The organism is Pedobacter frigiditerrae (genome assembly GCF_004331645.1).
Classification (GTDB): domain Bacteria; phylum Bacteroidota; class Bacteroidia; order Sphingobacteriales; family Sphingobacteriaceae; genus Pedobacter; species Pedobacter frigiditerrae.
This window is the reverse complement of record NZ_SJSK01000002.1, coordinates 569,673-589,151: the sequence shown is the minus strand read 5'-3', so window position 1 is coordinate 589,151 and position 19,479 is coordinate 569,673. Positions and strand designations below refer to the sequence as shown.

Below are 19,479 nucleotides of genomic sequence, written 5' to 3'. Positions count from 1 at the left end.
TGAAATTTTATGGAAAGACTTAAAATACAAAACCTTAAAAAAGTTTATGGCAATGGTGTAAAAGCATTAGATAATGTTTCCTTATCCATATCAAATGGGATGTTTGGACTACTTGGGCCAAATGGGGCAGGGAAATCATCGCTGATGAGGACACTAGCTACTTTACAATTGCCAGATAGTGGCGAGGTGTTTTTTGATGGAAATGATGTGCTTAAAAACCCTCAAGAAATGCGAAAAAACCTTGGTTATTTGCCACAAGATTTTGGGGTGTATCCTAAAATTTCAGCAATCCATTTATTAAATCACATAGCTGTTTTAAAAGGTTTGCAAAATAAAAATGAGCGTAAAGAGCAAGTAATCGCATTACTCCAACAAACTAATCTTTATGAAGTTAGAAATAGGGCCGTAAGTTCTTTCTCTGGTGGTATGCGTCAACGTTTTGGTATTGCACAAGCATTGTTGGGTAATCCTCAGTTAATTATTGTTGATGAACCAACTGCAGGCTTAGACCCTTTAGAACGTAACCGTTTTCATAATTTATTAATTGAAATTGGCGAAGAAAGGGTTGTTATGCTCTCAACCCACATTGTAGAAGATGTATATGACCTTTGTCCAGAAATGGCAGTTTTGGCTAATGGTAATTTGATTTTAAAAGGCAAACCAGCAGACTTAACTTCAAAATTAAACGGACAAGTTTGGCTTAAGGTAATTGATAAAACTGATTTGCAATATTATTTAACCAACTTTGCTGTTATTTCTACACGAATTGTTGCTGGTAAAATTCACGTTTATGTTTTAAGTAATGAGCTACCAGCAAAAGGTTTTGAACCGTTTTATCCAGGTTTAGAAGAAATTTATTTTTCTGCTTTGTTTGGTGTTCAAAAAGCTAAGGAGGTAATTTTATGATGGGCTCAATGATTAAGTTTGAGCTTCGCTATCATTTTAGTCAAGTCTCTTATAAAATAGGCGCTTTTATTTTTCTTGGTTTTGGTTTTATGTTAGCTTCAAAAGGAGGTTTTGGAGGTCCGGAAGTACACCGAAATGGACCTTATGTTATTGCAAACATTGTTGCGTTGCTTTCTTTATTTTCTATTTTTTCTGCCACGTTATTTACAGCAAATGTTGTTCTAAGAGATAACATTTATAAAATGGATTCGGTCATATTTACCACTTCCATCAGTAAATTATCTTATTTCTTTGTCCGTTTTTTGGGTTTAATAATCTCGGTATTTTCTCTTTTGGTCTTGTTGCTTTTAGGCTTATTTATTGGGAGTTTCTTTGTGGACGCTGACCAATTAGGTCCTTTTAACTTTGTCTATTTTCTACATCCGCTTTTAATTTTTGGATTGCCTAATGTGCTATTTTGCACCAGCTTAATACTTTGTACAGCATTGTTAACCAAAAATGTAAGGGCAATATATGCAACTGGAGTTTTGCTTTATATTTTATATATGGTTGCCTCTATTCTTGGTAATTCGCCGTTGTTAGCTACTTCTGCTTTAAACGTAAATGATCCCGGAGTTTTACCTTTTTTAATTGACCCTTTTGGCTTATCGTCTTTTTTTAGCGAAACCAAACCTTGGACTGATGTACAAAGAAACCAATTGTTGTTTCCGATTAAGGGATTGTTTTTGGCTAATCGTTTATTTTGGTTGGGATTTAGTGGTTTGATTATTTTAGTAAGTTATAAGTTCTTCAATTTTAGGTTGCAAAACCAAACCTCTAGAAAGGCAAAACAAAAGGTATCTAAAGCAATTAAAGCTGTTCCATTTAAACACTATCAAAATAAGCCTGCTGGTTTTAATTATAATTGGTTAAGCTTTAAATCTCAGTTTAAAATAGAATTGATTTCCTTGTTTAAGCATATTCCTTTTATGGTATTGCTTTTATTGTGGATATTTCTTTTTTCGGTAGAATTGAAAGATACATTTTTAAATGGGCCATATCGCATTAAAACTTATCCAACAACTGGAGCAATTGTAGAAGAATTACGTTCCATTAAATTTGCATTAATATTGGTTTTGTTTTATGTTGCCGAACTAATTGGTAGGGAAAAAACAGCAAATATTCAGGGCTTAATTTACAGTACACCGATTAAATACAATGTTTTGTATTTAGCCAAATGTTTAAGCTTATTTGTGTTGATACTCGTTTTGGTTACTGCAAATATTGGTATTGGTATCGGTTTACAACTGGCTAATGGTTATACGAATTTAGAATTAGAAACCTATCTTCAATTGTATTATTACTGTGCTTTTCCACTTTTCTTATTTGTTGTTTTAATTGTTTTTGTTCAAAATCTGGCTGTAAATAAATATGTAGGGATGTTGTTGAGTATGATAATTGCGTTCATTTTTATGTTTGCATCTCAACTCGGATTAGAGCATTATCTTTTACGTTTTGCTGCAATGCCCGATTTGCAGTTCTCTTATTTTAATGGATTTGGGCATTACGCTTCAGCTCTTAACTGGTACATTTTATACTGGTCTGGTTTGTCGATACTGTTAGCAATTTTAACCATAGCAATGTGGCAAAGTCGCCATCAACAAACTTTTTTTGAACGTTTAAAATCAATACCAAGAACATTAAAAAAATCAAAATTAATATTGGTAATTTCCATCATTTTATGGCTTGGTTGTGGTGCATTTATCTATCAGCAAACAAATGTTATTGGCAAATACAAAAACAAAAATGCAAGGTCAGCATGGCGTATCAATTACGAGAAAAAGTATAAAAAGTTGGCCGATTTACCACAGCCCATTATTAAAGCAGTTAAAACTCAAGTAGATTTATATCCTAACGAAAATAAATACGTCGTAAAAGGGAATTATCGATTAGAAAATCAAAGCAATCAGCCTATAACTAAATTGTGGATTAGCTTTAATAATGCTGTCAATCACTTTGAAATCTCTATTCATAATTCAAAAAAACAAGTTAAGGATGAGGTGTTTAATCAACAATTTGTCGATTTAGAAAAACCTTTGCCAGTTGGAGCAGAGCTGATGATGAACTTTTCTTTTGAAGTTTTTAGAAGTGGATTTGTCGATTTTGATAGCGAAAATTCAGTTGTAAAAAATGGAAGCTATATCGAATTAGAAAAGTTTGTTCCTCATTTTGGTTATAATAATAGTTTAGAAATTAATGATGAGAGAACCAGAAAACAAGCTGACTTGGCGCCACTAAAAATTGATACAAATTATCAAGAGCTTAATTATAACCTGATTGATTTTGAAACTATAATTTCTACTTCCATAGACCAAAAAGTAGTTACTGTTGGGGTATTGCAAAAAACTTGGCAAGCAAATAACAGAAGTTATTTCAACTATAAAACAGAAGCTCCCATTAATTTTATGTTTGCCTTAAGCTCTGCAAAATATGAGCATTTGAAGGAAGCCTACAAAGGATTAACCGTAAATCTCTTTTATTTAAAAGGTCAGGATTATAATATAAAATCAATGCTTAATGCTGTAAAAGCAACAATGGATTATGGGAACCAGAATTTTGCGATATATCCATTGAGACATTTTACGTTGGCAGAAGTTCCGCAGTATAAGGGTGCTGCAACTGCTTATCCTGGCGTGGTCTTTAATGCAGAAAGAATTAATTATTTATCAGATTACAGCGATTTAAATAAGGTTGACCAATCTTTTGCCATTACAGTTCACGAAGTAGCGCATCAATGGTGGGCAAACCTCTTAACACCAGCTTATGGGCCGGGTGATGCTATGCTTACAGAAACATTGGCGAAATACACAGAAAATATGGTGTTAGAAAAAACTTATGGAAAAATGTATTTACGCAACTATTTAAAGGATGACAATCAGCTTTATTTTGTTTTGAAAGAGAATGACAATAAAGAAATTCCTTTGGCAAAAACATACGAACAAAATCACGTTCACTATCAAAAAGGTGCACTGATAATGTATGCAGCTAAAGAAGCTTTAGGAGAAAAAGGATTGAATGGAATATTAAGTGACTTGATAGTAAAACATCGTTATCCTAACTTAAAAGCAAAACCTAATGACTTGGTTAATGAATTAAACAGAAAAGCCCAACCCCAACAACAACCATTTATTAACGAAAGTTTTAATGAAGTTGTAGATTATAATTTAAGTATAGAGCTTTTGTCCTGCAAGCCTATTTCTAATGGTCAGTTCGCTTTGGAAGTTAAAATTAATGCTTCTAAAAATAAACAAGGCATTCATAAATTATTGGTTCCAAATATGGATGTTGATGTTGCGGTTTTTAATCAATTGGAAGGTACTTGGGATAGAAATACGAAACCCATTTATTTAAGAAAACACCACATTAATCAGTTGGTAACAAAGTTGAGTTTGATTGTAAATGAAAAACCGAAAATTCTTGCGGTAGACCCTTATGGCTATTTATTGGATGCGAATCAGAAAGATAATATGCAGGAAATAAAATAAGTTAATCATTATTTTGAACGAAGAAGGAGGAGAAATCTCTGACAGATTGCTTCTGGATGAGATTTCTCGCTATACAGCATTCCGTTTCGAAATGACGCTTTTTTTATAAACTAACTCTCCGCGTGAGCTTTAAAATTATTTAAGATGGCTTGCCAACCACCTTTCTGCATTTCAATAGGGTTTTGACTTTCTGGGTCGAAAGTTTCTATGACTTTAGTTTGAGCTCCAAGAGATTCAAAAGTGATTTTAACTTTTCTGCCATCGGCAATGCTGTATTCAATTAGTTTTTCTGCTTCTACGTTTGAGTAAACACCTTCAAAATCAAAACTGAAACTTCCATCTTTTGCGGCCATGGTAGATTTGAATTTACCTCCAGTTTGGATGTCGTTTTCTGCGTAGGGGCAATGCCAGTCTGGTGATGCAAAGCACCACTGTACAATTTCTTCTGGATTTGTCCAGAACTCCCAAACTTGTGCAACAGGTTTATTTACAGTTGTTTCTACAGTTATTGATGATAGTTTTTCAGTAGCCATTTTTTTAAATATTTGATTATAATATAAAGATAGCCCAACTAATTCTGAAAAACTATGGTCAAACGCGACAATTTAAAGGGCTTTTGAAAATATTAACCACAGATGAAAAGGATAGCCACAGGTATTTAGAAATAATTATATCTGTGTTAATCTGTGTGCATCTGTGGTTAAACTCTTATTTATTCTCTAAAAAACTAATGGCATAACCTCCGCCTGCTGCGCAGAATTGAGCTAATTTCGATTTACTTGTTACCACAACTTTACGAATAGTATAAGCTTGTGGATTAGTTTTGTAATGTGCCTCTTTTGCATCGGCATAAATAGTAGCTGTATATTTTTTACCAGCTTCCAGAAAATCTAAGCTAATGTTCGAAGTACGTGAATTATCGCCATTCACACTTCCTAAAAACCATTTGCCAGTACCTTTTGCCTTACGTGCAACCGTAATAAATTCCCCAGGCTCAGCTTCAATATACTTACTGTCATCCCAGTCAACCGCTACATCTTTAATGAATTGAAATGCATCAGCAAAGCGGTTATAGTTTTCTGGTAAATCTGCTGCCATTTGCAAAGGGCTATACATAGTTAAATACAAGGCCAGCTGATTTGCAAGCGTAGCATTAACATGAGAAGTGTTTGAAGGATTTAATTTACTAATATCCATTTCAAAAATTCCTGGCGTATAATCCATCGGACCGCCTTGTAAGCGAGTAAAAGGTAAAATGGTAACGTGATTAGGTTTCGAGCCACCAAAAGCTTGATACTCTGTTCCTCTTGCAGATTCGTTACCAATTAAATTAGGATAGGTACGAGCAATTCCAGTAGGTCTAATCGCCTCATGTGCGTTAACCATAATTTTATACTCGGCAGCTTTCTCAACCGCGTATTGGTAATGGTTAATAATCCACTGACTATAATGGTTTTCGCCCCTTGGCAAAATATTTCCAACATAACCACTTTTAACGGCGTCGTAACCATTGGCTTTCATGAATTTATAAGCGGTATCAATGTGGCGTTCGTAGTTGCGAACCGATGAAGATGTTTCATGGTGCATGATCATTTTAACGCCTTTTGATTTAGCGTAATCTCTAATTTCTTGCAGTTTAAAATCGGGATATGGCGTTACAAAATCGAAAACATAATCTTTAGAATTTCCGTACCAGTCTTCCCAACCAACATTCCAACCTTCTACCAAAACACCATCAAAACCATTTGCAGCGGCAAAATCAATGTATTTTTTTACGTTGTCGGTATTTGCACCATGTTTGCCATTTGGCTTTGCTTTGCTGTAATCTGTAATCCCTAATTGTACCGAAGGATAATCATCTGTATATGCCCAAGAACTTTTTCCGGTAATCATTTCCCACCAAACGCCAACATATTTAACTGGTTTAATCCACGAAGTATCTTTAATTTTATTTGGCTCATTAAGGTTATAAATCATTTTAGATGCTAATATTTCTCTCGCATCATCACTTACCATAATTGTTCGCCAAGGCGTATTAAAAGGAGCTTGAATGTATCCTTTATCTCCATTTACATCTGGTGTTAACCATGATTCGAAAACCATATTTTTATCATCTAAGTTCAAATGCATACAAGGATAATTAATCAGTGCTGCTTCATGTAGATTGATATATAAACCGTTAGCAGTTTTCATCATCAATGATGTTTGGACTCCTGTAGATGAAAATGATTTTTGAGATAAGTTCGCGGTAATTGCTTTTGCATTTAAAACTCTAATTTCAGAAAGCTTAGAAGTCGTATAATCGTACTCTTGCGTGTCATAATCTCCAGCAATCCAATATGCCGTATGATCGCCCGCCATTGCAAACTGTGTTTTTTCTTCCTTAACAACAAAATAAGTTAAGTTTTTTTGAGATGGAAATTCATACCTGAAACCTAAACCTTCATCATACAAACGGAAACGAATAATCATTTGTCTGTTGGTTTCTTTTTGGTTTAAAGTAATCGCCATCTCATTATAATGGTTACGAATTGTTTTCACTTCACCCCAAACTGGTGTCCAGTTTTCATCAAATGAAGAATTTTTAGTGTCTGTGATTACAAAATCGTTTAACAGGGACTTTTTATCATTTTTAAGTTCTAAACCAAGTTTACTAGTTCTAATCACCTCTTTGCTTCTATAACTGAGTTGATAGGTTGGTATGCCATCGGCTTTTAGCAAAAATGATAAAGTTGTTTCGCCATTGGGCGATTTAAGTTGTTGAGCATTAACAAGATTTAAAGATAAAATTGATAGTAATGCAATTAGAAAATGCTTTTTCATATTTGGTTTGTGCTTAGAATTGAATTTTTTTTACGTTTGAAAGCATTAATCGGTCTTAAATTCAATAGCAATTATACTTCAATAATCAGATTTGACAAAGGAATATCAATTATAACGGTAACAAATTTGAACTTTATCAATTGTTAACAAGTTTTTGGTATTTAAATTACTTTCGATTTGTTTTATTTGCTTTAATTTTATTTATTTGAAAGTAAATCAAAATCATAACGATACAAAACGAAACGTCATACCTCAATAGAATTATTATATGTCTAAAGTAGAAGATGCATTAGCAGCCGCAAGTGAAACAAAAGCCTTAAGAATTGGAAAAGGATTGCTAAGTCAAGTAGCCGATTTGTTTTCAGAACAGTTCCCTAATCAAACAGCTGTTATCATAGCTGATACAACGACCTATAAAATTGCAGGAGATAAAGTATATGACGAATTACAAAAAGCAAATATTCCTCAACTGAATCCATACGTTTATAATCATCCAGATTTATATGCAGAATACGCTTTTGTTGATGAACTAGTTGATTTCCTAAAAACGAATAATGCTATTCCAATTGCTGTAGGCTCAGGAACTATTAATGATTTAACGAAGTTGGCTTCACATTTAACTGAACGCCAGTATATGTGTGTTGCAACAGCAGCTTCTATGGATGGTTATACTGCTTTTGGTGCTTCAATTACTGCAGATGGTGCTAAACAGACTTTCAATTGCCCGGCGCCTCAAGCTTGTTTAGCAGATATCGATATCATTTGTAATGCACCTAGTGAAATGACAGCAGCTGGTTATGCAGATTTATTTGCTAAAATTACTGCAGGTGCAGACTGGATTTTGGCAGGCAGTTTGAATGTAGAGCCAATTGATGAAAAAGCCTGGTCTATAGTTCAGGATGGTCTACACGATGCACTTTCAGATCCTGAAGGTGTTCACAATGGCGATCCCTTTGCCATTACAAAATTGGTAGAAGGGTTAATGTTAGGTGGTTTCGCTATGCAATGGTCTAAGTCTAGTCGCCCAGCTTCTGGTGCCGAACATCAATTTAGTCATTTATGGAACATGGAAAATCATTTGCATGATGGAGAACATATTTCCCATGGTTTTCAAGTAAGCATAGGCACTATTGCCATTACAGCACTTTATGGAGAGTTTTTAAAAACTGATGTTAATAATTTAGATGTGGAAAAGGCTTTAGCCGATTGGCCATCTACTGAAAAATCTGATGCTGAAGCATTAGCCATTTTCGTTGGTACAGATTTTCCAGAAATAGGACTGCAAGAAACTAAGGCGAAATATAGCAATGCTGAAGAGCTTGAAAAGCAACTGAACATGCTTAAAAACAATTGGCCAGCCATAAAAGCTAAGTTAGAGAAACAAATAGTACCTTATCAGGAAGCAATAAGAAGATTAAAATTAGTTGGCGCACCAACAGCGCCAGAACAAATATCAATTACTCGCGAACGCTTAAGAGAAACATTTATAAGGGCTCAATATATCCGTAGAAGGTTTACCATTTTAGATGTGGCTTTGCGTACTGGTTACTTAACTCAATGGCTGGATAATTTATTTGGCAAAGACGGAATTTGGAAAATTTAAGCTCCAGTAATTTCTAATTCAAAAGACCTAACCAAAAATAAACAATGGACAATAACGGTAACCAAGAATATGCGTCTATGGACACAGCGGCGAAAAAGAAGTTTAAATATTGGCAAATTAAAACCATCATCATCACCATGATTGGTTACGCTGTGTTTTATTTCGTTCGTAAAAACTTCTCATTTGCCATTCCTGGTTTAACCGCCGAATACGGTATTACAAAAACAAGTTTCGGAATAATAATGACCTTGATAACCATTATTTATGGTGTGTCAAGATTTTTGAATGGTATACTTGCCGATAGGGTAAATGCTCGTTATCAAATGTCAATTGGTTTGTTTTTATGTGCCCTAGCAAATTTTGCATTTGGTTGGGGGGCTGATTTAAGTACATTATTTACAGGTGAAACTGGTGGGCCAATGTTTACCAATACCATGGTTTTTATTTTTGGTGCATTTCTAATTTTAAATAATCTTGTGCAGGGGAGTGGTTTTCCTCCAGTAGCTAGATTATTAACGCATTGGATTCCTCAGCATGAGCTAGCTACAAAAATGTCAATCTGGAATACCTCTCATTCAATTGGCGCAGCGTTAATAGCAATTCTTTCAGGCTATATCATGAGTTCTTTAGGTACTAATTTGAGTGCTGACCCAGAGGTTATTGCTTCAATTGCAGCTAATTTGAAAGTTGATGTAAATAACGTCGAAAAGATGAAGAGTGTTATCGAATCTGCTTCACATTATGGCGCTTGGAAATGGTGCTTTTGGATACCTGCCGCAATCGCATTAATTGGTTCTATTGGATTATTCATCAGCTTAAGAGACACACCTTCGTCGGTTGGATTGCCAGAGTTGCATAAAACATATAAAAAAGGAAAAGAATCTTCTGCCGAATTTAAAGCATTTGTGCGTAAATCTGTTTATCGTAATAGATGGATTTGGATTTTAGGAATAGCAAATTTCTTTGTTTATGTTGTTCGTTTTGCTGTTTTAGATTGGGGACCAACATTTTTAAAAGAAGCACGTGGAATGACACTTTCTAATGCTGGTTGGACAGTTGCTGTGTTTGAAATTTTTGGTATTTTAGGTATGTTAGCAGCTGGATGGGTTACTGATAAATACTTGGCTGGAAAAGCACATCGTACTTCTTTGTACTGTATGATTGGAGTAGCTGTATTCATGACGATTTTTTTATATATGCCAAGTGATAGTCCGCAATGGGTAATGATATTCGTTTTGGCAATGTCTGGGTTTTTCATTTACGGCCCACAGGCACTTATCGGAATCGCGGCAGCAAATCAAGCAACCAATAGGGCTGCAGCAACTGCAAATGGTTTAACAGGGATGTTTGGTTATGCTAGTGGTTTGGTTTCTGGTGTTGGCGTAGGTTTTATGGTAGATTCCATCAGCAAAGTTAATCCAGGGAAGGCTTGGGATTATGTATTCATGATGATGATAGGAATGGCTTTAATTGGCGTATTTGTTTTTGCTTTAATGTGGAAAGCCAAAGCACATGGGTACGATGAACTAGAAAACTAATTTAAATGCAAGAAGAAAATAAATCATACGAAGGAATAATAAGTGATGTTTCTCCAGAATTAATAGAGCGCTTAAAAAAAATCAAACACGTAGCGCTTGATATGGATGGAACTATTTATAATGGAAGTACACTTTTCCCTTATACACCTGGTTTTTTACAAAGCTTAAAAAGTGCAGGTATTAGCTATTCATTTTTAACTAACAACCCTTCAAAGGGAATTGGAGATTACCTCAAGCATTTAGAAAAAATGGGTATCCCAGCAGTTGCTGAGGAAATGTACACTTCTGCACTAGCTACAATAGATTATTTGAAAAGTTACCACCCTTTGGTTAAGCGATTATTTATTTTAGGTACACCAAGTATGATAGGGGAGTTTGAAGCCAATGGCTTCATTTCTACCGCTGATGATGCAAATGATAAACCGGATGCAGTTGTTGTGGGATTTGACAGTACGTTAGTTTACTCCCGTTTATGTAGAGCAGCTTGGTGGGTTAGCCAGCAATTACCTTACGTGGCTACAAATCCAGATTGGGTTTGCCCCACAGACCAACCTGTAATATTGGTAGATTGTGGTGCGATTTGCGCCTGTATAGAAGGAGCAACCAAAAGATTGCCTGATATTGTTTTAGGTAAGCCAGATCCAAGAATGCTCGATGGAATTTTACATCGTCAAGGTTTGCAACCAGAAGAAATTGCCATGGTTGGCGATAGGTTATATACAGATGTAAAAATGGCACTTAATGCAAATGCATTAGGAGTGTTAGTGCTTTCTGGAGAGGCAACCATGGAGGATGTTGCAGCATCTGAGGTAGGAGCAGATGTTATAGCTGATAATGTTGCTAAATTTGGAGATCTACTGTTGGCAGTTCAAAAAGTTTAAAGGATTCAGTTAGCTTGATTTTTTTCAATAGGGCAGATGATACTCATCTTAAAGCCCCCATTTGGTTTAGTATCTATAACATAAGTTGCATTAGCCATTTGTAATCTACTTTGAATATTTTGCATTCCAATGCCTTTTTTAGTGTTTAAAACTGAAAGGTCAAAGCCCTTTCCATTATCCGCATAATCTATTTCTAACCTTTGTTCCTTAGGTTTAAAACTGATTTTAATTTTAGTGGCATTGGCGTGTTTTAGTGTGTTGGAAATTAGTTGAGTGATTACTCTAAATAAAGCCAACTCTGACTTTTCATTCAATAATCTTTCTTCTATTAAAGGTTCGTGAGTAATTAAAATTTCAATTTCTTCAGTGTTATTGATCAAATCTACAAAAGCATCAATTGAAGTATAAAGACCAAACATTGCTAAGCCAGGCGGCGATAAATCATGAGAAAGGTTACGCACATCAACCATCATTTTATCTATTAATTTTTTAGCTTCAATAATGTTGCCATTACTGGCACCATCCTGATTTTTTGCAGCATTTAACATCAGTTTAATAGCAGATAAGGTGCCTCCTATTTCATCATGTAAGTCTTGGCCAATGCGTTTGCGTTCAATTTCTTGAGATTCGATTACTGCATTTAAAAGCTCCTTTTGTTGCTGTATCTCAGTTTCTTGAAAGAGTTTCTTTTGTTGCCACAACATATTTTGGTTTTTAATATATAGCACCAAGAAAAAGGTAACCAATATAAAAACGGCTAATACGCTGTAAAAAATGAGTAGATAAATATTATCCATCTTTTTTAATTAGACTAAAACCTTTTGCCCAAGCCAAGTACATTACCATAGACATTCCTGCATGAAAATGCCAAACAATTGAGTTCATAGCCTTGTTTTTGGTTACAAAAACCATATAGTTCGATAAAATGAAAATAATGCAAACTACTGGGAAATACATTAAAATGCCAATGTTAAACCAACTTGTAGGTTTGTTGATGAAGTTTTCTGTAAAACCACTTTTGTAAAAGTATAATAAACAGAAAAAGGTAATTAAAATAGCCTCTAAGGGCCTTGTGTAAGTATTAAATGTAAATATGCTTTGTATGAAAGTGAAATTTATAATGCAAAATAATGGGAATATAATCGTGATAAAAAGTAAGACTTTCTTTATCAAAGGATCAACAAATAAGGTTCTAAAATAGCTAAGGATGAGAACCGCCTCTACAATTGTATACAAATGGAGTAAAGGCAAATTCTTCATCTTGTTAAAAACTAGTATTATGGCAGCTAGATTGATTAGTCCAGAAGCTATCAAATAATATAATAGAAGCCTTGGGCCTGTTTTAGCATTTTTAAAAATTAGTATTCCCAAAAGTATAGGAATTAATATACTTAAGGGAACGATATAGGTTACGAACATAGTAGATTAAGGTACGTACAACGGGCTTTCTGGGTCACACATGTCAGGGCAAGGTTTAGTGAAATCGTATATTTCAGTTTTATCTCCTTCTCCTAAACCAATTTCTGGATCTTTTACAATGTCATTCCCTTTTAAATCTACAGGAACAATTAAAGCAGTAACATCATCGGGTAAATCTTGGTCGCCTTGTTTAACTGCAAAATAAGCACGAACACCTCGTAACTCATTCCTTGTTACGCCCTCTTCATCAACGTATTGATACTTATCTATAATCTGTAAAATATCAGCTATTGGAATTAAAATAGCTCTAGGGATGTTGCTTTCTGGCATTGAGCCACTTAGCTGTCTTCTAAATCTTTCAACTCTTGCTTTTGCATCTGGAATTGAAACTGTTGGGATGTTAAGTGATTTTTTCATTGAGGGATAATTGAGATAATTTTTCTTCTAATCTAAAAAAAAATGAACATTATAACGTTATAACGCACATTTTTTCTACTTTCAAATTTCAAATCATCCTTAATGAATATTAACATTGCAATAGCCGACGACCAAAAACTTTTCAGGAAAGGTATGCTTGCACTTATTAGCTCCTTTGAGCTTATGCAGATGGTTTTTGAGGCTGAAAATGGAAAAGAATTACTAGAGCTGTATAAAAATGCTGAAGTAAAGCCAGACATTATCTTGCTCGATCTTTCTATGCCTGAAATGAACGGACTAGATGCGCTAAAGATATTGAAAGAAGAACACCCTGCAGTTAAGGTTATTGTATTAACAAGTCACGAAGCCGAAAGCTTTATATTGGCCACTATTCAAGCCGGAGCAAATGGCTATTTAGCTAAAAATGCTGAACCTGAAGAGGTAGAGCTTGCAATTAGAGAAGTTTTTAAGAACGATTTCTATTTTACCTTGCCTATGCTACAAGTTATGCGAAAAGGTTTGGTCAAAAAACACAATACAATCAATCTAGAAGAGGAAGATAACCTCACTCCAAGAGAAAAAGAAGTGCTACAACTTATCTGTAAACAATTAAATAGCAATGAAATTGCCGAAAAATTATTTTTAAGTGCAAGAACAGTAGAGGGGCATAGGAATAATTTGCTGTTAAAAACTGGCAGTAGAAATACCGCTGGACTGGTTTTGTACGCATTGAAGCACAAAATATTTGATTTAGACCTACTCACTAATTAAGACCAGGTATTTTTACCTGTTTCGTCAAGTTTAAATACGCAATCATTACTTCACGCAAAACTACGCTCAAAATTTCTAGTAAAAAACTGTCATTTAGCTTACGCTAAACCAATAAGCTATTAAAGCTTGTTCAATAGTATTAATAAGTACCCCCGTTTATTAAAACCAAAATGATGGAATACACCGATAAAATTAAAGCATTACAGCAAAAAGCAGGCATTGAGGCAGATGGAGTAGCCTCATCAAAAACTTGGCTTCATATTTATTATCTTCTATTTTCTTCAGTGCCCTATGATATCAATGTAGATTCTATTATTAAAGTTATACAACAAAAGATTAATGTAAGAGCAGACGGTTATCCCTGGACTAAAACTTGGGATGTTTTGTACAAGCTATTGATAGTTGAAAGTTGTGCTGATGATTTCGCAAATTTTAGCGATCCTGAGAATGAAAAAATGCTTGCGATGATGAGTCCTGAAGCTAGACCATTTGCCAAAGAATTAATCTATTTATCTGCAAGAAAAGGTATCCATATCCGCATTATAGACAAAACAATCGATTCTAACTTCGGATTATCATTTTATGTTGGAATTTTTGAGAAGAACAAAAAAGGAGAGCTCGTATATGTAGATAAATCTCCTAATTATGCACAAGTGGCTAAGCTAGGCGAGTTTATTGGTCTTACTTACGATCAAAATAGCAGGGTGTTTAACAGCTTCCCAAAATTTGAAATTGTACCAGCTTGGTCTATAAGGATGAATGAGGAAGAGGTAAAAGAAGAGTTGAGCAGAAGAAAAATGCAGAACTTAAAGTTATTAGCAATATTTTAAATACTACCTAAATAATGTCTCTCAAAAGGTTGGTGTTAAAGCCAACCTTTTTTATTTTCTATCGTTTTGAGAAATTCTAGTGTTTTTTATCACTAGTATCTGCTTTTCTAAAAAAAGTTAAAGAAAACGCAGTGATTAAAATGATAATGCAAACTGATGCTAGAATAAGTAAGGTCTGTAAGCCTTCTGGCGATTGAGGTCCCATAGTGTTTAATTTTTGATAAAGTTAAAAATTTATGTCAAATCTTTAAATAGTTATTTGATATGATTGGTAAATTAATGCTGTTAACAATAATTTAAAATTTGCAAGCCGCCGGCATTTCAATAGTTAAATTGTAACTAGTTTGCTCTATTTTTTGACTTGTTCTATAAGTCTCTCCGCCATAAACAATCTGAAAATCATACGTTTCATTTAAGGCTAATAAATTAGTGGTTATGTTCCCCTTTTCCATATAGCCTAAATATTGAAATGCGCCAGTTGAGCTTGTTTTTTTGAAATAAACATATACACTTGGTCTTATTTCTAAATCTGTCCTGTTTGGACATTTGCCTACAAAAGTTAAAGTCGTATTATTATAAACAGGCGGGGGAGGTATTACGATTGGAGGAGCCGTTGTGCCAGTTTTAGTAATGGATATATTAACAACTTGTTGCTTTTGCGCTGCAGTAAAAGTAACCTGTTTTGCTTGTTTATTATAACCGGTAGCATTAATTTCCACAATAATACTTATGGGTTTATCAGCTGTGGGTATAATATCCGGGCGTAAACCAATAGTAACCATACCAGCACTTAATTTGATGTCCTTTTTGCCCGATAATTCATAAACGTCGGTAGCTTGTGTTCCAGAAATAGTAATGGTGGCATCATTAGGAGCCGAATTGCCAGTTTGAGCATCTGTTACATTAATCATTGCTGTGTTTTTGATCACATCGGTATCTAAAATAATTTTGATGTTTTCCGTAGGTTTTTTACAAGCTGATAATGTGAGCATCACTAAGGTAAAACCTATTATTTTTTCTGTAGACATGACATTAAATTTTAAAATTTATAATTGAAATTTACTTGTACGATTGGTAACCACCTGTAATTTTTAATGTTAGATTGAAATTGAGGTGTTTGTGAAGAGTTCCCTTCTAATAACCCTGTTCCAATGATATCTGCTTTCGGTTTGCTCAAGTAATAAGCTCCTAAATCAAAATTAACATTAAATTTTTTACGAGGAAATGTATTCGCGAAAGCAAAACCCAAATAAGGCGCTACTCCTTTCCAGTCTACATTTAAATCTACATAACCAATTTGTTCCTCACTGAGTACTAAATCACCATAAGTATAATCATCAGATGGAGTGATTCTTACTTTTCCATCTGCCTTAAAAAAATAGGCAAGGCCCCCAACGATACGTAACCAACTTGCTTTTTGAAAAGGCGTATAATCTGCAAGTACATGGATATTGTAAAAATCTGCAGACGCATGAGTTGTAGAATTGAAATCTTCAATCTTAAAAATATCATTCGCCTTTAAGGGGATTGCATTTACACCTCCTCTTAGTGCTAATTTAGGTAATACTCCATAAAGGAATTCTGCTCCAATGCCTTGGGTGCCTAAATTAAGCTGAATAGATTTTTGGTTTTTAAATACTTTAGCTGAACTATCTATCTGCGCATTTGAATCTATGCCGATAAAAAGCATAATGCATAATAAGGGAACGGTTACTAATTTCATAACGGTAATGTGAATTTATATGAAATAAAAAACTATGCGAGCGCTTAGTACAAGCAGGGATATTTAACTAACAGTTAATTGTTTAAATAGTTTGTTATAATATTTTGAGGTAAGGATAAGGTCAACAACAATAATTTTTACGACTTTCAACAATAATATGGAAGCTCCAAAAAAACAGCCACAAATTCTAGATAAAAAAACTGCGTTGTTAAAAGCAGAGAGTTGGTGTGCTTATCAAGAACGTTCGCAACAAGAGGTTCGTAACAAACTTTATGAATATGGTTTGCACCAAAATGAGGTTGAAGATTTGATATCAGAATTGATTACCACCAACTTTTTAAATGAAGAAAGGTTTGCAATGGCTTATGTTTCGGGAAAGGTGAACATCAAAAAATGGGGTAAAATAAAAATTAAACAAGGGTTAAAACTAAAAAAAGTTCCAGATAAGTTGATTCAAAAAGCACTAAATAGTATTGATGGCGATAAATATTTGGCAAATTTATTAGCAACTGCCGAAAAAAAATCGAAGGTTTTAAGCGAAAAAGATTCCTTAAAAAGAAAATATAAGCTCATTACGTACCTTCAAAGCAAGGGTTTTGAAAAAGATTTAATTTTTGATGTACTGAAAGCCAATAACTTAACAGAATAGTGAAATTTATTATGAAATATTTCTTGACAGAAATATAAATCTGCTTATATTTGCATTCCCAAACGGAGAGAGACACATTAAAAGTCGCAATCAAAAAGGGATAACATCGGATGATGTTGCAAATGCGAAAGTAGCTCAGTTGGTAGAGCACGACCTTGCCAAGGTCGGGGTCGCGAGTTCGAATCTCGTCTTTCGCTCTAAATGCCTTCCTACCAGGAGGCATTTAATTTTAAAAGCTTTATGCTTTTAAGCTCGGATGGTGGAACTGGTAGACACGCAGGACTTAAAATCCTGTGCCCTCAACAGGCGTGCGGGTTCGATTCCCGCTCCGAGTACGGATGGGATTTATTCCCAAATTCTCATAGGGTTGTTCGTTATCGAGCAACCCTATTTGTTTTAGCTTCAATGAGTTATGAGAAAATCCAGGATTTACCGAAGGTGTTCGACACTTGCCTTTTGAATATGTGATACCATGTTTGAACACCTCTTTAATTAGAGAATGTTGGTCTAAAATTTCGGCCTGCTTGAAAATAGATGGTATATCCAATAAGTTGTCCAAAAGTTCCATAGACTTCTTCCACTTGCCCTTTTGATCTGCACTTAGATTTTGAATTTCACTATCAAGGTAAGCCTTCTGTCCCGAGTATTTACTGAACCATTTTTTATAAGTATATGGTTCAATCTCATCATTCATCATTTTCTCTTCCAAACGATCAATTTTAATTTCAAGTTCAGACAATTCTTTTCTTTTGACACTTAGTTGTTCGGCAACACCTAATAAAGCAATCTCAATAGCTTTTTTACTTTCTGTTTGAATTTTTTGTACTTGATTAGGACTAAAACTAAGCAGCGACAATATTTCATTCCAATCTTTGTGTAAATCTGGTGCAGAAATATTGATACCTCTATGTTTGGTACAACGATAATATAAGTAATACTTCTTTTTCCCTTTGCTCCAACCAGAAGTCATACTTAATCCACAGGGACATTTTAATATTCCTCGAAGCGGAACTTCATCTTTTGCACGGGATTTGGACGGACGTTTGTTTCCTAGCATTTCCTGTGCTAACCAAAAATCCATTTCACTTACAATTCTAGTATGTTTTCCTTTTACATATCTTTCAGGGGAATTTTTGTATGCAGGAACTTTAATTAAGCCAGCATATACGCAATTACTTAACACGCGAACAATTGCACTGTTTCCCTTAGTGGTAAACCCAAGTTCCTTAACTTCATTATGGATGACGAAAGCTTGTTTGCCGTCAAGATAGTCAGCAAAAATCTTCTTGATAATCTCTGCTTTAATTTCGTCAATAACAATTATTCCCTTGCCACTTTCATCACGGGCATTCACGTATCCAAAAGGTGCAAAATTTATGAATCTACCGCTTTCAATAGCATGTCTAACTCCCATTTTGACACGTTTTCTTATTCTGAACAACTCTTCATTTGCTACCAAATACTTAAAGGCTCTTTGCATAAAAACCGATGGGTCTGTGGTATCTAAATCTAGGGGTTCATTAGTTGCAAGCACTTTAATGCCATATTTTTTCTCAAGAACATCAATTTTGGTGAGTACCTCAGATAGGTTTCTGCTAAACCTATCATGATCCATTACTACAAGATACCTTACGACCCCTTTATGTTTTTTTATAAAATTCTCTAACGCTATGTAGTTCGGTCTGTCAAAAGTGTAACTACTCTTTCCATTATCTTGGAAAATTTCTAGTACATTAACATCATTTCGCAAACAGTAGTCTCGTATGCTTTTTTCTTGATACTCTAATGAATATTGTGATTGATCTTTTATGCTTAATCGTATATAGCCAATAGCATTCATAAAACCTCCTTTATTATGATTTTAACAATGATTTCTACTACTAAATTTAGCATTTTATCTTCACTTCCCGCATAAATTGAAGGTAATTCTTTATCGATTTTATCAATGAATTGTTCCTCTGTTATATCATTTTCAATATAATCCTCTAATGTATTTTTATCATTTATTTCTGCGCCCATACCTTCCATTTTGAAAAGTAAATCTCCGATCTCTTAAAATTAATTAATCGCTATATACACGGTAGGTACTTGTAATTTTTGATGTTATTTTATGTAACTGTATATTTGATAAAATTATTAAGATGAAAGAGTTAGAATTACTTTTAGAAGAATTAAAAGAAGCTTTAAAGCAAAAAGAACAAGCTATTGAATTACGTGAAGAACCTAGTTCAGCTAATACCACATCATTAATTAACAATAGAAAAGCTGATATTGAGGGCTTTGAAAAGGCAATTAGTTTAGTTACTAAAGATCCTTATTCCAAAAATATAATTATTGATAATTTCAAAATAGAAGTAAAAAAAATCAAGGAAAGAATAGAAGAAATCAGATAAAG

Annotated in this window: 17 protein-coding genes, 2 tRNA genes and 1 pseudogene; 11 read left to right on the top strand and 9 right to left on the bottom strand. The window is 34.2% G+C overall.

Going from position 1 to position 19,479, the window contains the following annotated elements; all coding sequences use genetic code 11:
• Positions 1–9 precede the first annotated feature (9 nt).
• Together EZ428_RS09385 and EZ428_RS09380 are read left to right on the top strand one after the other, a co-directional pair.
• Positions 10–906: an ABC transporter ATP-binding protein gene (locus EZ428_RS09385; RefSeq protein WP_131552887.1), complete on the top strand. Its 897-nt coding sequence runs from the start codon at positions 10–12 to the stop codon at positions 904–906.
• 8 nt (positions 907–914) lie between these two features.
• Complete coding sequence (locus tag EZ428_RS09380; RefSeq protein ID WP_165501743.1) at positions 915–4,430, top strand: M1 family aminopeptidase; 3,516 nt, start codon at positions 915–917, stop codon at positions 4,428–4,430.
• Between the two features lie 110 nt (positions 4,431–4,540).
• Here EZ428_RS09380 and EZ428_RS09375 read toward each other — a convergent pair whose 3' ends face one another.
• Positions 4,541–4,963: an SRPBCC family protein gene (locus EZ428_RS09375; RefSeq protein WP_131552885.1), complete on the bottom strand. Its 423-nt coding sequence runs from the start codon at positions 4,961–4,963 to the stop codon at positions 4,541–4,543.
• A gap of 175 nt (positions 4,964–5,138) precedes the next feature.
• Positions 5,139–7,253, bottom strand: a complete 2,115-nt coding sequence (locus EZ428_RS09370) for a glycoside hydrolase family 97 protein (protein WP_131552884.1) — start codon at positions 7,251–7,253, stop codon at positions 5,139–5,141.
• Between the two features lie 268 nt (positions 7,254–7,521).
• Between EZ428_RS09370 and EZ428_RS09365 the strand changes: the two genes are divergently transcribed.
• From EZ428_RS09365 to EZ428_RS09355, 3 genes are read left to right on the top strand one after another with little or no spacing between them, the layout of a single operon-like run.
• On the top strand, positions 7,522–8,856 hold the full coding sequence (locus EZ428_RS09365; RefSeq protein ID WP_131552883.1) for a sn-glycerol-1-phosphate dehydrogenase: 1,335 nt from the start codon (positions 7,522–7,524) through the stop codon (positions 8,854–8,856).
• A 44-nt stretch (positions 8,857–8,900) separates the two neighbouring features.
• Entirely contained in the window at positions 8,901–10,394 is a 1,494-nt protein-coding gene (locus EZ428_RS09360; protein WP_225871029.1) for an MFS transporter, read from the top strand.
• Between the two features lie 5 nt (positions 10,395–10,399).
• On the top strand, positions 10,400–11,275 hold the full coding sequence (locus tag EZ428_RS09355; RefSeq protein WP_131552882.1) for an HAD-IIA family hydrolase: 876 nt from the start codon (positions 10,400–10,402) through the stop codon (positions 11,273–11,275).
• 5 nt (positions 11,276–11,280) lie between these two features.
• Here EZ428_RS09355 and EZ428_RS09350 read toward each other — a convergent pair whose 3' ends face one another.
• The 3 genes from EZ428_RS09350 to EZ428_RS09340 all read right to left on the bottom strand — a co-directional run bounded on the left by EZ428_RS09350 (position 11,281) and on the right by EZ428_RS09340 (position 13,111).
• Positions 11,281–12,072 carry a sensor histidine kinase gene (locus EZ428_RS09350; protein ID WP_131552881.1) on the bottom strand — a complete coding sequence of 264 codons (792 nt, stop codon included), beginning with the start codon at positions 12,070–12,072 and terminating at the stop codon, positions 11,281–11,283.
• On the bottom strand, positions 12,065–12,535 hold the full coding sequence (locus tag EZ428_RS09345; protein WP_131552880.1) for a hypothetical protein: 471 nt from the start codon (positions 12,533–12,535) through the stop codon (positions 12,065–12,067). Before EZ428_RS09345 ends, EZ428_RS09350 begins: the two co-directional genes overlap by 8 nt.
• A 165-nt stretch (positions 12,536–12,700) precedes the next feature.
• Entirely contained in the window at positions 12,701–13,111 is a 411-nt protein-coding gene (locus tag EZ428_RS09340) for a hypothetical protein (protein WP_131552879.1), read from the bottom strand.
• A 102-nt stretch (positions 13,112–13,213) separates the two neighbouring features.
• On the opposite strand from EZ428_RS09340, the gene EZ428_RS09335 reads away from it, so the two are divergent.
• Together EZ428_RS09335 and EZ428_RS09330 are read left to right on the top strand one after the other, a co-directional pair.
• Complete coding sequence (locus EZ428_RS09335; protein WP_131552878.1) at positions 13,214–13,882, top strand: response regulator transcription factor; 669 nt, start codon at positions 13,214–13,216, stop codon at positions 13,880–13,882.
• Between the two features lie 170 nt (positions 13,883–14,052).
• Positions 14,053–14,712 carry a peptidoglycan-binding domain-containing protein gene (locus EZ428_RS09330; RefSeq protein ID WP_131552877.1) on the top strand — a complete coding sequence of 220 codons (660 nt, stop codon included), beginning with the start codon at positions 14,053–14,055 and terminating at the stop codon, positions 14,710–14,712.
• A gap of 296 nt (positions 14,713–15,008) precedes the next feature.
• On the opposite strand, the gene EZ428_RS09325 is transcribed toward EZ428_RS09330, so the two are convergent.
• Both EZ428_RS09325 and EZ428_RS09320 read right to left on the bottom strand, forming a co-directional pair.
• Positions 15,009–15,740, bottom strand: coding sequence for a hypothetical protein (locus EZ428_RS09325; protein ID WP_131552876.1), 732 nt, complete (start codon positions 15,738–15,740; stop codon positions 15,009–15,011).
• Between the two features lie 11 nt (positions 15,741–15,751).
• A complete protein-coding gene (locus tag EZ428_RS09320; RefSeq protein WP_225871028.1) occupies positions 15,752–16,435 on the bottom strand; it encodes a hypothetical protein in 684 nt (227 codons plus the stop codon).
• A gap of 157 nt (positions 16,436–16,592) precedes the next feature.
• Here EZ428_RS09320 and EZ428_RS09315 point away from each other — a divergent pair, with 157 nt between their 5' ends.
• The 3 genes from EZ428_RS09315 to EZ428_RS09305 all read left to right on the top strand — a co-directional run bounded on the left by EZ428_RS09315 (position 16,593) and on the right by EZ428_RS09305 (position 17,419).
• Positions 16,593–17,084: a regulatory protein RecX gene (locus EZ428_RS09315; RefSeq protein ID WP_131552875.1), complete on the top strand. Its 492-nt coding sequence runs from the start codon at positions 16,593–16,595 to the stop codon at positions 17,082–17,084.
• A 124-nt stretch (positions 17,085–17,208) separates the two neighbouring features.
• A tRNA-Gly gene (locus EZ428_RS09310) sits at positions 17,209–17,281 on the top strand.
• A gap of 53 nt (positions 17,282–17,334) precedes the next feature.
• Positions 17,335–17,419, top strand: a tRNA-Leu gene (locus EZ428_RS09305).
• A 581-nt stretch (positions 17,420–18,000) separates the two neighbouring features.
• On the opposite strand, the pseudogene EZ428_RS24360 reads toward EZ428_RS09305, so the two are convergent.
• Together EZ428_RS24360 and EZ428_RS09295 are read right to left on the bottom strand one after the other, a co-directional pair.
• A pseudogene (locus EZ428_RS24360) lies at positions 18,001–18,924 on the bottom strand (recombinase family protein); the annotation flags it as partial.
• Positions 18,921–19,103 carry a hypothetical protein gene (locus tag EZ428_RS09295; protein ID WP_131552874.1) on the bottom strand — a complete coding sequence of 61 codons (183 nt, stop codon included), beginning with the start codon at positions 19,101–19,103 and terminating at the stop codon, positions 18,921–18,923. The gene EZ428_RS09295 and the pseudogene EZ428_RS24360, both read right to left, overlap by 4 nt.
• 122 nt (positions 19,104–19,225) lie before the next feature.
• Between EZ428_RS09295 and EZ428_RS09290 the strand changes: the two genes are divergently transcribed.
• Entirely contained in the window at positions 19,226–19,477 is a 252-nt protein-coding gene (locus EZ428_RS09290) for a hypothetical protein (RefSeq protein ID WP_131552873.1), read from the top strand.
• Positions 19,478–19,479 lie beyond the last annotated feature (2 nt).

What these genes read in the sequence shown, in the direction of transcription:
- EZ428_RS09385 (WP_131552887.1), top strand. Translation starts at nt 10, where the DNA reads ATGGAAAGACTTAAAATACAAAACCTTAAAAAAGTTTATGGCAATGGT.
- EZ428_RS09380 (WP_165501743.1), top strand. Translation starts at nt 915, where the DNA reads ATGATTAAGTTTGAGCTTCGCTATCATTTTAGTCAAGTCTCTTATAAA.
- EZ428_RS09375 (WP_131552885.1), bottom strand. Translation starts at nt 4,963, where the DNA reads ATGGCTACTGAAAAACTATCATCAATAACTGTAGAAACAACTGTAAAT.
- EZ428_RS09370 (WP_131552884.1), bottom strand. Translation starts at nt 7,253, where the DNA reads ATGAAAAAGCATTTTCTAATTGCATTACTATCAATTTTATCTTTAAAT.
- EZ428_RS09365 (WP_131552883.1), top strand. Translation starts at nt 7,522, where the DNA reads ATGTCTAAAGTAGAAGATGCATTAGCAGCCGCAAGTGAAACAAAAGCC.
- EZ428_RS09360 (WP_225871029.1), top strand. Translation starts at nt 8,901, where the DNA reads ATGGACAATAACGGTAACCAAGAATATGCGTCTATGGACACAGCGGCG.
- EZ428_RS09355 (WP_131552882.1), top strand. Translation starts at nt 10,400, where the DNA reads ATGCAAGAAGAAAATAAATCATACGAAGGAATAATAAGTGATGTTTCT.
- EZ428_RS09350 (WP_131552881.1), bottom strand. Translation starts at nt 12,072, where the DNA reads ATGGATAATATTTATCTACTCATTTTTTACAGCGTATTAGCCGTTTTT.
- EZ428_RS09345 (WP_131552880.1), bottom strand. Translation starts at nt 12,535, where the DNA reads ATGAAGAATTTGCCTTTACTCCATTTGTATACAATTGTAGAGGCGGTT.
- EZ428_RS09340 (WP_131552879.1), bottom strand. Translation starts at nt 13,111, where the DNA reads ATGAAAAAATCACTTAACATCCCAACAGTTTCAATTCCAGATGCAAAA.
- EZ428_RS09335 (WP_131552878.1), top strand. Translation starts at nt 13,214, where the DNA reads ATGAATATTAACATTGCAATAGCCGACGACCAAAAACTTTTCAGGAAA.
- EZ428_RS09330 (WP_131552877.1), top strand. Translation starts at nt 14,053, where the DNA reads ATGATGGAATACACCGATAAAATTAAAGCATTACAGCAAAAAGCAGGC.
- EZ428_RS09325 (WP_131552876.1), bottom strand. Translation starts at nt 15,740, where the DNA reads ATGTCTACAGAAAAAATAATAGGTTTTACCTTAGTGATGCTCACATTA.
- EZ428_RS09320 (WP_225871028.1), bottom strand. Translation starts at nt 16,435, where the DNA reads ATGAAATTAGTAACCGTTCCCTTATTATGCATTATGCTTTTTATCGGC.
- EZ428_RS09315 (WP_131552875.1), top strand. Translation starts at nt 16,593, where the DNA reads ATGGAAGCTCCAAAAAAACAGCCACAAATTCTAGATAAAAAAACTGCG.
- EZ428_RS09295 (WP_131552874.1), bottom strand. Translation starts at nt 19,103, where the DNA reads ATGGGCGCAGAAATAAATGATAAAAATACATTAGAGGATTATATTGAA.
- EZ428_RS09290 (WP_131552873.1), top strand. Translation starts at nt 19,226, where the DNA reads ATGAAAGAGTTAGAATTACTTTTAGAAGAATTAAAAGAAGCTTTAAAG.